The sequence below is a fragment of the Natronococcus sp. A-GB1 genome (assembly GCF_029688845.1).
Taxonomy (GTDB): Archaea; Halobacteriota; Halobacteria; order Halobacteriales; family Natrialbaceae; genus Natronococcus.
Window position 1 is genome coordinate 208,887 of the sequence record NZ_JARUKW010000006.1, and the last position, 13,368, is coordinate 222,254.

13 protein-coding genes are annotated in these 13,368 nt (G+C 64.6%); 4 read left to right on the forward strand and 9 right to left on the reverse strand.

Translation table 11 applies throughout. The annotated features are described in order from the left end of the window. Positions 1-46: 46 nt before the first annotated feature. The 5 genes from QA600_RS09310 to QA600_RS09330 all read right to left on the reverse strand — a co-directional run bounded on the left by QA600_RS09310 (position 47) and on the right by QA600_RS09330 (position 3,859). Positions 47-292, reverse strand: coding sequence for a hypothetical protein (locus QA600_RS09310; RefSeq protein ID WP_278291668.1), 246 nt, complete (start codon positions 290-292; stop codon positions 47-49). 60 nt (positions 293-352) lie between these two features. After that, a complete protein-coding gene (locus QA600_RS09315; RefSeq protein ID WP_278291669.1) occupies positions 353-1,687 on the reverse strand; it encodes an aminotransferase class III-fold pyridoxal phosphate-dependent enzyme in 1,335 nt (444 codons plus the stop codon). Between the two features lie 374 nt (positions 1,688-2,061). Beyond that, positions 2,062-2,337, reverse strand: a complete 276-nt coding sequence (locus tag QA600_RS09320) for a PadR family transcriptional regulator (protein ID WP_278291670.1) — start codon at positions 2,335-2,337, stop codon at positions 2,062-2,064. Positions 2,338-2,761: 424 nt separating this feature from the next. Next, complete coding sequence (locus tag QA600_RS09325; RefSeq protein WP_005555567.1) at positions 2,762-2,908, reverse strand: hypothetical protein; 147 nt, start codon at positions 2,906-2,908, stop codon at positions 2,762-2,764. 216 nt (positions 2,909-3,124) lie between these two features. Continuing rightward, on the reverse strand, positions 3,125-3,859 hold the full coding sequence (locus QA600_RS09330; RefSeq protein WP_278291671.1) for a hypothetical protein: 735 nt from the start codon (positions 3,857-3,859) through the stop codon (positions 3,125-3,127). A gap of 248 nt (positions 3,860-4,107) precedes the next feature. Between QA600_RS09330 and QA600_RS09335 the strand changes: the two genes are divergently transcribed. Further along, on the forward strand, positions 4,108-5,118 hold the full coding sequence (locus tag QA600_RS09335) for a lysylphosphatidylglycerol synthase transmembrane domain-containing protein (RefSeq protein WP_278291672.1): 1,011 nt from the start codon (positions 4,108-4,110) through the stop codon (positions 5,116-5,118). A gap of 45 nt (positions 5,119-5,163) precedes the next feature. Next, a complete protein-coding gene (locus QA600_RS09340) occupies positions 5,164-5,886 on the forward strand; it encodes a TFIIB-type zinc ribbon-containing protein (protein ID WP_278291673.1) in 723 nt (240 codons plus the stop codon). A gap of 9 nt (positions 5,887-5,895) precedes the next feature. Here the strand turns inward: QA600_RS09340 and QA600_RS09345 are convergent, their stop codons facing one another. From QA600_RS09345 to glyA, 3 genes are all read right to left on the reverse strand, one after another. Continuing rightward, positions 5,896-6,789 (reverse strand): bifunctional methylenetetrahydrofolate dehydrogenase/methenyltetrahydrofolate cyclohydrolase, encoded by an 894-nt coding sequence (locus tag QA600_RS09345; RefSeq protein ID WP_278291674.1) that lies wholly within the window; start codon positions 6,787-6,789, stop codon positions 5,896-5,898. 98 nt (positions 6,790-6,887) lie between these two features. Continuing rightward, positions 6,888-8,156, reverse strand: coding sequence for a serine hydrolase domain-containing protein (locus QA600_RS09350; protein WP_278291675.1), 1,269 nt, complete (start codon positions 8,154-8,156; stop codon positions 6,888-6,890). A 124-nt stretch (positions 8,157-8,280) separates the two neighbouring features. After that, positions 8,281-9,528 (reverse strand): serine hydroxymethyltransferase, encoded by a 1,248-nt coding sequence (gene glyA, locus QA600_RS09355; protein ID WP_278291676.1) that lies wholly within the window; start codon positions 9,526-9,528, stop codon positions 8,281-8,283. 140 nt (positions 9,529-9,668) lie between these two features. On the opposite strand from glyA, the gene QA600_RS09360 reads away from it, so the two are divergent. Further along, positions 9,669-11,756 (forward strand): hypothetical protein, encoded by a 2,088-nt coding sequence (locus tag QA600_RS09360; RefSeq protein ID WP_278291677.1) that lies wholly within the window; start codon positions 9,669-9,671, stop codon positions 11,754-11,756. 4 nt (positions 11,757-11,760) lie between these two features. On the opposite strand, the gene QA600_RS09365 is transcribed toward QA600_RS09360, so the two are convergent. Further along, positions 11,761-11,883 carry a hypothetical protein gene (locus tag QA600_RS09365; RefSeq protein WP_278291678.1) on the reverse strand — a complete coding sequence of 41 codons (123 nt, stop codon included), beginning with the start codon at positions 11,881-11,883 and terminating at the stop codon, positions 11,761-11,763. Positions 11,884-12,137: 254 nt separating this feature from the next. Here QA600_RS09365 and QA600_RS09370 point away from each other — a divergent pair, with 254 nt between their 5' ends. Beyond that, on the forward strand, positions 12,138-12,956 hold the full coding sequence (locus QA600_RS09370) for a DUF5821 family protein (protein WP_278291679.1): 819 nt from the start codon (positions 12,138-12,140) through the stop codon (positions 12,954-12,956). Positions 12,957-13,368 lie beyond the last annotated feature (412 nt).

A 13,368-nucleotide genomic window follows, 5' to 3' on the forward strand; every position in this document is an offset into this window, starting at 1 on the left:
GGCTGCAGGATAGTGTTGCAGTCGTCGGGGCGACCGACCGCGGTCGTTAGTTCGACGTGCTCGAGTCGTCCGGCGAGCCGTCGAGGTCGGAGCCGTCGCTTTCGTCGGTCGGACCCAGTTCGGCCTCGAGAGCCTCGTCGAGGGAGTCGGCGTTTGCACCGCCGCTCAGCGCCCGGCGAACGGCGACGTAGCCGGCCACGAAGATCGTGCCGGAGACGATCGCCCCCGGAATTCCGTAGCGTTTGTAGCCGAACAGTAGCACCTTCTTGCCGACGGTGAAAGCACCGATCATCGTACGCGTGGTAGGCGAGACGGCGGTATGAACGTGGGGCTTTCGTCTGAGCCGCGACCGCTACGCCGAGGCGGCCTCGACCGCCTCGAGCAGCAGTTCGACGCCGAGGTCGATCTCGCGTTCGGTGACGTCGAGCGGCGGGAGCAGTCGCAGCGACTTGTAGCCACAGCCGATCGTGAGCAGCCCCCGCCGGAAGGCGGCCTCGACGACGGCCTCCCGTCGCGCTTTGGTGTCGAACTCGACGGCGAGCATCAGGCCGCGTCCGCGGACGTCGATCGCACCCGGCATCTCGGCTCGCTCGAGTCGGCTGCGAAGCTGTTCGCCGCGTTCGCGGACGTTCTCGAGCAGGTTCTCCTCGTAGATTGCGTCGATCGTCAGGGCGCCCTGCATCGCGGCGAGCACGTCGCCGGCACCCCACGTCGAGGAGATCCGGCCCGTCTCCTCGGGGAAGACGTCCGACCGCGAGATCGTCGCACCGACGCGCAGCCCCTTCGCGGCGGTGATGACGTCCGGCGTCAGCTCGAGGTGGTCGACGCCCCACAGCTCGCCCGTGCGTCCGAGCCCGGTCTGTATCTCGTCGGCGACGATCTTCAGGTCGTAGCGCTCGCGCAAGCCTTCGAGGTCCCGGGCGAACTCCTGATGGGGGATGCGGTATCCTCCTTCGCCCTGGATCGGCTCGAGGATGAGGTACGCGACTTCTGCGGGATCGATCACGCCTCGGTCGGGATGGAGTTTGTCCGCAACGACGTTGCCGCCGGGGCCGTCGGTCAGCCAGTCGGTCTCGTACGCTTCTTGGCTCGAGGGATAGGGAACACTGACCACGCCAGGAATCTCGGGATACCCCGTCCGGTGGACGGCCTTCGAGCGGTTGAGCGAGAGCGCCCCCAGGGTGCGGCCGTGGAACGCGCCGTCGAAGGTGAACGCGCGGTGGCCGCCCGAGGCGTAACAGATCTTGATTGCGTTCTCGACGGCTTCGGCGCCGGAGTTCGAGAGGAACACCCGGTCCATGTCGTAGTGGTCGGTCATCGCGATCAGCCTGTCCTGAAGCTGAGTCGGACTGGGGAACTCGGGGTCCTCCGGCGGCCAGCCGCCGCTCGCGTAGAAGTCCTGGCCGGCGATCTTCAGCGGGTCGACGAGGTCGAACGCCTCGAGCTTCTCGCGGATGAGGGGGTTGTTGTATCCGAGCGGGGCGGCGGCGACGTGGCTCGTGAAATCGAGCAGGACGTTGCCGTCGACGTCGGTACAGAACGGGCCGACGGCGTCGGCTTGCGTGTCCCAGACGAACTCATAGACGTACGTACTCGGCGCGGCGTAGCGGTGGTGATACTCGGCCCAGCGTTTCGCCCGCTCGCCGGGAATCCTCCCTACCTTCGGTTCGACCGTATCGCGGTCCATGCGGGCGATTGGGATCCCGATGAGTTAAAGGGGTACCGCTTGTCTCGCGGGAGACGGAGCGATCGACGTCTCGAAGCCGGCGGCGGGCGGGAGAGCTATGCCGTAGAGCCCGATCCGATCGTGAAACGGGTGTTTGGGAACGACCTCGCGAGCAGGATTCGAGCGATGGCAGCGCCGAGCGGCTCCGGTGGGTTCCGACGCCGCGCCGTCCACGCGACGCCGCTGCGACGGGTGAACGTAAACGACCTGTCGACGGCGACCCGCCTCCGAAACGTGTCGTCTCGGCGCGACCGTCCGTTCGAGAACGGCAGCGCTCGGGCGACCGGCAGGAGCGAACCGCGATGGGAACTGGCGAAGTAATCGAGATGAAACCGTTAGAGATCGACGTACTGCGCCTCCCACTCCCGGCGAGCCTCGAGTTCCCGGCGGCCCCGGCGAGTGACCGTATAGAAGTTGGTCCGCCGATCGCGGCTCCCCTTCTCGACGAGCCCCTTGTCGACGAGGGTATCGAGGTTCGGATACAGCCGGCCGTGGTGGATCTCCTTCTCGTAGTACTCCTCGAGCTCCTCCTTGATCGCCAGTCCGTGTGGCTCCTCCTCGCCAGCGATGACGTAAAGTAGATCCCGCTGGAATCCTGTCAGGTCGTACATTGGGAAAGTACCACCGGTACTTACTGTCGAATTTTAATAAGGCTATCGGGTCGTTTCGAGTGAAACAGGCATATTACCATCGAAGATAGCTGTTTCGCCGAGTTTCAAATGATAACAGGAGCGAGGGGACGTCCGATCACCGACCGTAACTCCGCTTTCATGTCTCCGATCGTCCAGTTCGGACTGTCGGTTACGTCGGTGTTCGGCTCACCGACCGCTCACGTGGCGGTCGCTCGATGGTAGTAGTAAACAGGAAAGCGAGCCGCGCGACGGAAAACTGTCGCGCGGCCGCTTGCCGCCCTGAATTGGTCCCCGCTGACGCTTCGGCCCTCCAAGCGAAGCGTCACTCGAAAGATTCCGTTCTCCGTACTTAACTCTGTCGCAAACGGGGCGAGTGGTGACAGGTTCCGATTCGTGAGACTCCTCAGATGTGTTCTTCCTCGAGCACCCAGCCGAGCGCGCGCTTGTAGTAGGTGAACATCTCCCTGACGCCGTCGTGGCGCATCTCCTCGCTCTCGAGGTGTTCCTCGAGGAACTCGTACTGCTCCCGGATTTCTTCCTCGTCTCGCATACCCACAGTTAGCGAAGCGGGCGCAAAAAAGGTCGCGTGGCGATGCTAATTCGCTATTGGCGCCTTCCGAGACCGGCGACACGTCGCGGAGACGGTCCGTTTCACGAGTAAGCGGCGGTTTTCCGGCCATCAACCACCTCCCACGGCTGCAGTCGAGGTCTTCACGCTGTACCCGTGTAACGGTGTGTTCACACCGTGGCGGGCGCTGATCCGTGTTTACTCGTCCCCGTCGTCCTCGTCGTCCTCAACCGCGTCTTCGTCGTCCTGCAGCTCGTTGTCGTCCTCGTCCATCCGCGCGTCGCCCTCGTCGGATATCTCGCTGTCCTCGGTGAAGTCCAGCGTGATCTCCTCGTCGTCGCCGTCGATTTCGACCTCGTCTTCGGCTTCCTGGTCCTCGTACATGGCGGCAACCGTGTACTCTCCATCGTGGAGGTCCTCGAACTCGACTTCGCCGTCCTCGTCGGTCTCGTCCTCCCAGTCGTCCTCGTCGGCCGTGTCATCCTCCTCGTCGTCCATGACGTCGTCGTCATCTTCGAGGTCGTCGTCCTCGAGGTCATCATCTTCGTCGTCCATGATGTCCTCGTCGTCCTCGGCCTCGTCATCGTCCTCGAGGCCGTCGTCTTCCTCGTCATCCATGACGTCCTCGTCGTCCAGACCCTCACCCTCCTCGATGCCCTCGTCCTCGAGGAAAACGGTCGCACCCTCGACCGGTTCGCCGTCGTCCTCGACGGTGACCGTCAGCGTATACGTTTCCTCGTCGTCTTCGTCGTCTTCCGGTTCCTCGTCCGCCACGTCGTCCTCGTCGTCCATCGGATCCTCATCATCTTCGAGGTCGTCGTCCTCGTCGTCTTCGTCTCCGGGGCCGTCGTCGGCACAGCCGGCCAGGACGAGTGCGCTTGCGGTACCCGCTGCAGCGACGAACTTCCGTCGGTTGAGTCGTTCTCGAGACATACTCACCGGTAACAGCTTCGCGTTGGTGGTGGTGTGGCCTGCAGCTGCCGTACGTTAATGACCTATTAGTAATCGAACACGTTCCGATGACGGTCATCAGTTCCGGAGTATTTTCAGATTAAAACTACAGCGGCGAGAATTACTTCGACGAGGCTCAATTCCCGGGTTCGGCGGTCGAGTGGCTGCGCCTTGGATCCGGCACGAGCCGATCCACAACGTAATTGAACACCTGCTGTGATGGTATGTTTATGAAACGGCGGATTGGCGTCGGGTTCGTATTCGCCGTCTTCCTTCTGGGGATTCTGGTCTACACCGTCGGTAGCGACGACCTCATTGCGGAGCTGTTCTCGGCTAATCCCGCGATGCTCGCACTCGGCGTCCTCTCGGGACTGCTCGCGCTTGCCTTTCGTGGAGTGGTGTGGGAGCAGTTCCTCTCGCTGGTCGACGAGGGGCTCTCCCGAACCCAGATCGGTGGGCTGTTCCTGACAGCGATGTTTCTCAAGTACGTCACGCCGTACGGGCAGATTGCGACGGAGCCACTCGTCGCCTACCTCGTCTCGAAGGACGAGTCGATGGCCTACGAGGACGGCCTCGCGAGTGTCCTCTCGGCCGATCTGTTGAACTACGTCCCGTACTACACGTTCGGGTTCGTCGCCCTCGGGCTGTTGACCGTCGGCGACGCGCTCGGAGACGGGCTGATCGACCAGTTCGTCGCCTTCGGCGCCCTCTTTTTTACCCTCGTCGGAATCGTTGCCCTGATAGTCTATCGGCCCTCGGTCGTCTACACCGTCGTCGTCGGCCTCACGACTTTCATCCGACGACTCGTCGGTCGATTCAGTAGCCGACTCGACGACCCGCTCGCTCCGGAGTCGGTTCGAGATCGCCTCGACGGGTTTTACCGGACCATCGAGACGATCTCCGCCGACAGGCAGACGCTACTGATCGCCGTCGTCGCCGCCCATCTCGGGATGGTGTTTCTCATGCTCCCGGTCTACATCGGGGCGAGCGCACTCGGCTATCAGCTCCCGTTCGCGGTCGTCGCGGTGGCCGTCGCGTTCGGGAAGCTCGGAGCCGTAGTCCCCGCTCCCGGGGGCACCGGCGGCGTCGAAGCGATGGTTACCGCGACGCTGACGACCCTGGGCGGGCTCGATCCAGCGGCCGCGTTGACGATCGCGCTGATCTACCGGCTCTGTACGTACTGGCTTACGGTGACAATCGGCGGAGCTGCCGCGGGATTTCTCCTGACGGGAGAGTCGTAGTCGGTCCGGTGGATCTTTTTGCCGCTCCGATCGTAGTCGCCGCGTATGAAGATCAGGGGCGAGCGCGAGTGCACGGAGTGTGGTACCCGGTGGTCGTACTACGAGACGGGAAGCGTCGGCTGTCCGGCCTGTGGGAGTCTGCGTAGTGTCGGTCTCGACGACCGAACCGAGCACACGGATCTCTCCGTCGAGCTCGACCTCACCCCGGTCAGAAACGACATCGACGACGTCTCGATCGACGACCTGGCGAAACGCGCGCGCGACCGCGCGAGGAAACACACGAAGCGACGGGGATTTATCAACGCCGGCGACCTCCGCGACCTCGACGACCGCTACCTCGCGGCGGCCGAACTGCGCCACGTCGCCGACGTCGTCGGCCGCAGACGCGATTTCGAGGACCGCGAGGAGCTGTACTTCCTCTCGTTGCTCCGGGGGGCCGACGCGGGGGAACGACCCGGAACCGACGAGGTGCCTCCGACGCTGCGAGGGGCTCGCGGGCTCGCGTACGCGAACGCGGTTCGGGAGTACCGCCGGGACGTTCGCAACTGGACTCAGGACCGGGAGCTGACCGGTGCCGAACGGGGCGCCCTCGAGACGCTGGGCGATCACGTCAAGCGGATCCGGATGCTCGACGGCGACGTCGACCCGGAGACGGCCGAGCGTCTGCTCGAGGCGACCCGCGACCTCGCGAACGGACTCCGGGGAGACGAACTGGCGTTTACGCAGGCCCAAGACCGGCTCGAGGACCTCGAGCCGGGTGCGTACTGACCGCTATCGTCAGGGCAGGTCGACGTCCACGTCCGCCTGCAGACTCGCGGCCCTGACGGTGTTGTACAGCAACATCGCGCGGGTCATCGGGCCGACGCCGCCGGGAACGGGCGTTATCGCGCTCGCGTGTTCCTTCGCGCTCTCGAACTCGACGTCGCCGACGAGTTCGTACCCCTTCTCGGTGTCCGCATCTACTCGGTTGACGCCGACGTCGATCACGACTGTACCCTCGCCGATCATCGAGCCGTCGATCAGTTCGGGAGCACCCGCGGCCGCGACGACGATATCGGCTCGACGGGTTTTCTCCGCGAGGTTCTCGGTTCGCGAGTGACAGACCGTCACCGTAGCGTTGCCGTCGTCGGTCTTCTGGATCAGCAGGTTCGCCAGCGGCTTGCCGACGATATCCGATCGGCCGACGATGGTCACGTCCGCGCCCTCGAGGTCCACCCCCGCGTGGGCGAGCAGCTTCTGGACGCCGTGGGGGGTACACGGCCGAAAGCGGGCATCGCCGGCGACGAGTCGACCGACGTTCTCCGGGTGGAAACCGTCGACGTCCTTCGCGGGGTCGACCCGGCGGATCACCTCGCGGTAGTCGACGTGGTCGGGGACCGGCGCCTGAACGATGTAGCCGTGGATCTCGGGGTCGTCGTTGAGATCGGCGATCGCGTCGTACAGCGCCTCGGCTGGAGCGTCGCCGTCGACGTCGACGTGTGTACTCTCGATGCCGACCTCCTCGCAGTCGCGCTGTTTCATGTTCACGTAGGTCTGGCTCGCGGGATCGTCGCCCATCAACACCGTCGCCAGTCCAGGCCGCGCGTCCGCGTCGGCCAGTCGTTCGATCGCGTCCGTCAGGTCGTCGCGAATCTCGCTCGCGACGGCCTCCCCGTCGATGATCTCGGTCATACTCGAGAGGGCGGCCGCGAGGCTAATCAACGCTCGGATCCATGTCATCGTTCAGTCACGGAGATCCTCGATACCTACGATCGTGGACAGCTCGAGGATCAGCGACTCTCGGCTCGAGCCGTCTCGCCCATCGTCGCCATCCGGACGTCGTGCTCGTAGGCGTCCCGGATCCCGTTGGTGACGTACGCGAACGCGAGTCCGTCCTCGGGATCGGCCCAGGAGATGCTGCTGCCGAGCCCGGCGTGGCCGTAGGTGGCTGCGGGATCGGGGACGCCGTGGCGGTCCGGGACGGTGCCGCCGAGCTGGAACCCCAGCCCGTACCGCTGTGCGGTGCCGACGCCGCCCTCGGGTCCGACCTCGGCCTGGGGCGCGGCCGCCTCGTCGACCGTCTCCGTCTCGAGCAGCCGGGTTCCCTCGAGCTCGCCGCCGTTGACGTAGCAGGCGTAGAACCTGGCCAGATCGCTCGCAGTGCCGACCCCGGTCGCACCCGGGACGACGCTCCGCCGGACGTCCTCGCGGTTGAACTCCGCGGCGGCTTCCTCGGTGGTGTAGCCGACGATCGGCTCCGGTTCGCCGACGCGGTCGAACGGCTCGAATCCGACGAGCGTCGCGACGTCGTCGGGCTCGTCCTCGGGGAGTCCGATGTGGGTTCGGTCCATCCCCAGCGGCTCGAACACCTCCTCGCGCGCGAACCGGTCGATCCGCCGACCGTCGATTCGCCGGACGAGCCCGGCGATGATCCACCCGAAGCTGAAGACGTGGTACTGGGCCGTCTCACCCGGCTCGAAGGCGAGGGTGGCTTCCTCGACCGCGCAGTCGATCGCGGTCCGATCGTCCCACAGCTCCGGCGTCTCGTCGACGTCGACCGCCGGGATTCCGGCCTGGTGGCTCAGGACGTGTCGGATCGTCGTCTCGGCCTTCGGCGACTCCGAGTCGGCGTACTCGGGCCAGTAGTCGACCACACGGTCGTCGAAGCCGATCTCCCCGCGGTCGGCAAGCACGTGGAGACACGCCGCGGCGTACGGTTTCGTACACGAGAACAGCAGGAACCGGGAGTCGTCGGCCACCTCGTCGCCGTCGGGACCGTCGACGCCCCCTGCGAGATCGGCGACGAGTTCGCCATCCTCCCACACCGAGAGCTGCGCACCGTGGTGCAGTCCCAGCTCGAGGTGGTACTCGAAGGTCCGATCAATCCGTTCGACACCGTCGGGAACGATCGCCGGTTCGTCGCTTCCCGCTCCGGACTCGTCGCCGTGAGCCAGCGACCCGTTCGTGGCTCCGCCCTTTCCGGTAAGTCCAGCGATTCCCGCGGCTCCGACGGCCGAGAGCACTGTTCGACGACCGACAGCCGTTCGATCGAATGGCATGTGTTTCCGACCATCACGCTCGTCTATAAGTCATCTGCATGCACCGATCGAGGTGTCGTTCGACCCATCGACAAAAACCAGCAACGGTCGAACTGGGGCGTCCCTACGAGCGTCTCGAGCGGAGCTATTCGTACAGCGGGTTCTCCGTACACAGCGTCTCGACGTCCTCACGGACCTCGGCGATGACGTCCTCGTCATCGGGGGCGTCGACGACGCGAGCGATCAGGTCCGCGACCTCGCGGCAGTCGTCCTCGTCGAAGCCTCGGGTCGTCAGTCCGGCCGTGCCGGCGCGGATCCCCGAGGGGTCGAACGGCGAGCGGGTCTCGCCGGGAACCGTATTTCCGTTGAGGACGATGCCGGCGTCCTCGAGGGCCTCCTCGGCGTCGCCGCCGGAGGTATCGGGATGGCTCTCACGGAGGTCGACGAGAACGAGGTGGTTGTCGGTTCCGCCCGAGACCAGCGAGAAGCCGTGCTCCGAGAGCCCCTCGCCGAGCGCCTTCGCGTTGGCGACGGTCTGGGAGGCGTACTCCTCGAATTCGGACTCGAGGGCCTCCTTGAACCCAACGGCCTTGCCGGCGACGTTGTGCATCAGCGGGCCGCCCTGGCCGCCGGGGAAGACGGCGGCGTCGATGTCGTCGGCGTACTCCTCGTCGCACATGACGATCCCGCCCCGACCCGCTCGAATCGTCTTGTGCGTACTGCCGGTAACGAAGTCGGCGGTGCCGACGGGCGACCCGTGGACGTCGGCGGCGACCAGCCCCGTAATGTGAGCGATGTCGGCGAGGTGATAGGCACCGACGTCGTCGGCGGCCTCCTGGATGCGCTCCCACTCGACCTCCCGGGGGTACGCGGAGTAGCCCGAGACGATGATGTCAGGTTCGAACTCGGCGGCTTGCTCGGCGAGCCCCTCGTAGTCGAGGTAGCCGGTTTCGGGGTCGACCTCGTACTGCTCGACGTCGTAGAGCTGGCCGACAAAGTTCGCGGGATGACCGTGGCTCAGGTGGCCGCCGTGATTCAGATCGAGCGAGAGGATCTTATCGCCGGGCTCGAGCATCGCGAAGTAGACCGCCTGGTTGGCCTGGGTGCCCGAGTGGGGCTGGACGTTGACGTGCTCGGGGCCGAACAGTTCCGTGGCGCGGTCGATCGCCAGCTCCTCGACCTCATCGGCGTACTCGCAGCCGCCGTAGTAGCGCTCGCCGGGGTAGCCCTCGGCGTACTTGTTCGTCAGGGCGCTCCCCTGTGCGTCGATGACGGCGCGACTGACGTGGTTTTCGCTGGCGATCATCTGGAGCGACTCCCGCTGTCGATCGACCTCTCCCTCGAGTGCGTCGGCGACGGCGGGGTCGACGTCCCGAACGTGCTCGTGATCCATATCTGGTGTGCGGTTCGGTGGGCGCATAAGTGTACCCGTCTACGGCAAGTCGAGCCAGTAGCTCTCGTCCGGCGAAACGTTCCGGATCGGAGGACACGTCCGATACACCTAACTAATCGGGCGGGTATTGAGCATACCGAATGATCGAGTGGGCGACGGCCGGGGAAACGCTCCACGTGATGGACACGGATAACGCCGAACTCACCGTCGTCGGGAGCGACCTCTCCGTCGTTGGCACCGGCCGGGAGATACCGCGCCCGGTCGACGAGACGATCACCGTCACGACCGATGAGCTTCGGTTCCCGAACGCCGTCGTCTACGCGTTCGCGCTCGGATCGAGCGCGCGGTACGAGCTCGATCCGGGCGGCAAACCCCTCTCGCTGCCGCCCGACGAGTACGTGATCGACGTGGACACGGAGATCAAGAGCTACCTCCGTTTTTCCGGACGTGCGACCATTCGAAAGACCGACGACTTCGAGTCGATCGTCGTCTCCTTCCCGGAGCCGATCCGAGTCATCGTCGGCCTTCGGAGCCGCCACGAACGCCCCGCGGGGACGATCACCGTCCCCGACTCTCCGTCAGAAATCGCGACGGCTATCTCCCATCTCGCCTCCTCGTACAAGACAACCACCCCCGACCGTACGTATCCGACGCTGCGCGGTCATCCGCCGCTGATCGAGTTCGGCGACGAACTGGAGATCCCCGCGGGGATCCGATCCGAGAACCGAGAGAGCGGCATCGAGCTCGTCGTCCCGCACAACTACGAGGCGCTGTACGCTACCGCGTCGCTCGCGTACTACCTCCAGGCGACGGTGCGAACGACGAACAGCGACGACATCGTCGGAACGCGTCCGCGGCTTCGCGTTCCCGATCAGGGCGTCGAACGGGAGCTGGCACCCATGCCGGATCTCGAGCGAGACGTCGAGCGGCTCCTCCGGAAGACGTTCTTTTTGGACTGTCTGGCCCGCAACGTCGGCCCGTACGGGACCCAGCTCGCCGAGTCCAGTCTCCTCGACGTCCTCGAACTCGACGCCGAGCGGCTCTACGAGGCGCCACCCTCGACGCGGCTCGCGACCTACCTCGACGTTCCCTACGAGGCGGTCGAGCACCGCCTTCCGGAGTGGCACCTCGCGACGTACGTCGCTCCCGAGTACGAAACCCTCGAGACGCTCCCGTTCCTGCTCGATCGAATGAGCCTGCTGTACACGGCCCGTACCTCCGAGCTCGAGGGCCAGGAGCTGATCGAACGTTCGCTGACCGACTTCTATCGCGGCGGAAACGGCTCGCCGGGGGGAGCCCACTCCGGACAGGTCGCGTCGGTCGACATCGTCAAGCCCGATCTCCGGGACGCACGGGTTCACGGCTGGCTCGCTGACGGCGTCCCGATCGACGTTTTCAAATCGACGGCGGCTGCCTACCACAACCGACTGGAGTACCTCGAGCGCTCGAGCGAGTCGACCTCGATCTGCGTCGTCCTGAACGATCCCGAGATGGCTGGGGAACACGACGACGTCGCCGAGATATACCGGCGACGATCGAACGAGGTCCGGATCGACATCACCGTCGAGGAGGGGCTGACAAGGGCCGAACTCGCGACGGTGTTCGAGAGCGAGTACGACTTCGTCCACTACATCGGTCACTGCGAGACCGACGGTCTTCGCTGTACCGACGGGACGCTCTCGGCATCGAGCCTCGAGCAGTGTTCCGCACAGACGTTCTTCCTCAACGCCTGTGGCTCCTACTACGAGGGAATGGAGCTGATCGAGAAGGGAAGCGTCGCGGGCGCGGTGACGTTCCGGAAGGTGTTGAACGACCACGCCATCAAGGTCGGATCGACGTTCGCCAAGCTACTCGTCCGGGGGTTCAGTATCGAGCGCGCGCTTCGACTCGCTCGCCGCCGGATCATGATGGGCAAGGACTACGCCGTCGTCGGCGACGGAACCCACTCGCTCACCCAGAGCGACAGCCGGCTCCCGACGACGATCACCCTCGAGGAACTCGAGAGCGACCGGTATCTGGCGACGTTCGACTGTTACTCGACGCGTGCGACCGGATCGTACTACGTGCCACACACGACCGGCAGCGAGTACGCCTACCTCTGTGGCAACGAATCCAGTTTCACGCTGGACCGATCGGAACTTTTGTCACTGCTCAAGGATACGGAGTCGTCGGTCATCTACGACGGCGATATTTACTGGTCCGGAGAACTGTGGTCGCGGTTAGTCTGAACCGCTACGGACCGCTGTACGTGCTGACGCCGCTCGCTCGGAGGAGCAAGCGGTCGTCGCTGCTGGTTCCTACTCGTCGTTCGACACCCATCCGCACCGCCTCGATCAGGTTACCAAATGCACCCATGCAACCCTACAATAACAGAAGGTGAACATAAGTTTTGTCGTAATTTCAAATATAAATATAGATGTATAGGGCTACAATACTAATTTACTGTCACGAGAAACAGGCATAAATGAAGGGGTGGACGAGAACCGGACGGCCTGATTCGACGGTAGTCCCGCGATCCCCCTGTCTCGCCACAGTGGAAGCCGTCGGTTCTGCCGGGAAAAACGGCCACCAAAATTAAGTAACTGTACCTCGTTTACTTCTGTATTGGCATGACCTCGAATTTACTCAATCACCAGATTGACGATATCCTCGAATCGGTACTCGAAGACGCGAGCGGCGACGTGTACATGGTAAACCCCTCCCGGGATGCCATCGAGCAGCTCGTCTCCGTGGCGACCGCCTTCGAGGGCGACCTCCCGTCGGTGCACATGCTCGCCGACGAACGGACACTCAAAGACGTCATGGACGACTTCATCGTCGCCTCGAACGCAGCCGACCTCGTCAGCCAGGGCGCACTCTCGCTGCGCTCGCTCGAGGAGGCTCCCGAGAACTCCCTGCTCGTCACCGAGGACAGCGTCGTCGCCATCGTTCACGCCAACGACCGCGTCGGCGGACTCGTCACCGACGATGAGAGTTTCGTCGCCGACACCCACGACGCCTACGCGACCCGCTGGGAGGACGCCTCGCAGTTCAACCTCCGAACGCCGCCGATCTCGGACGTCCAGAACACGCTCTCCGAGGAGATCAGCCCCGACGCACAGGAGGACTTCAGCGCGATCCTCGACTCGCTCGAGACCGCCCGCGGCGACGGCGACGGCCTCGACGAGGTCACGATCTCGCTGCTCGTCGCCGCGAAAAACGAGGCGCTGCTGTACGACATCAGCAAGTGGGGCGAGGACGTCGGCATCGCCAGCAAGGCGACGTTCAGCCGAACGAAGACCAAGCTCGAGGACATGGGCCTGATCGACACCGAGAAGGTTCCCATCGACGTCGGCCGTCCGCGCCTGCGCCTGAAGATTGGCGACGAGCGACTCACCGAGGCCGACAACGGCCAGCTCGCAACTGTGGCGCAGTCGATTCTCAACTAAAACCTTTTATTCTACGGTCTATCGCGGTCGCGAACCGTCGCGACCGCGATGTCCCTCGATAAAAGGTTTATCAAAAGCCTCCTCCCTCCGTTCTCTCGCTCCGTAGCGGCGCTTCGCGCCGCGTCGTCGCTCGTTCACATCGGTCGTCGGCCCGCTCGCTCACCCTTCGGGTTCGCTCGCGGTCGGTTGCGGTGTGATCGCCTGTCCTTCCCCGTTGAGCGAACGCTGCGCGTTCGCGAGGTCGTCGGCGCGCCGTCGTTCGAAACGGCAAAGCCGTTTCGTGATGCCAAAAATCTCCGATTTTTGAGCACGCCGATTACTCGAGGGATCGACGCTCCCTCGCTGCTCGGAAGAGCTTGCTCTTCCGTTGAGTCGCGGGGGGGGGGGGGGGGGGGGGGCGCGGAGCCCGCCC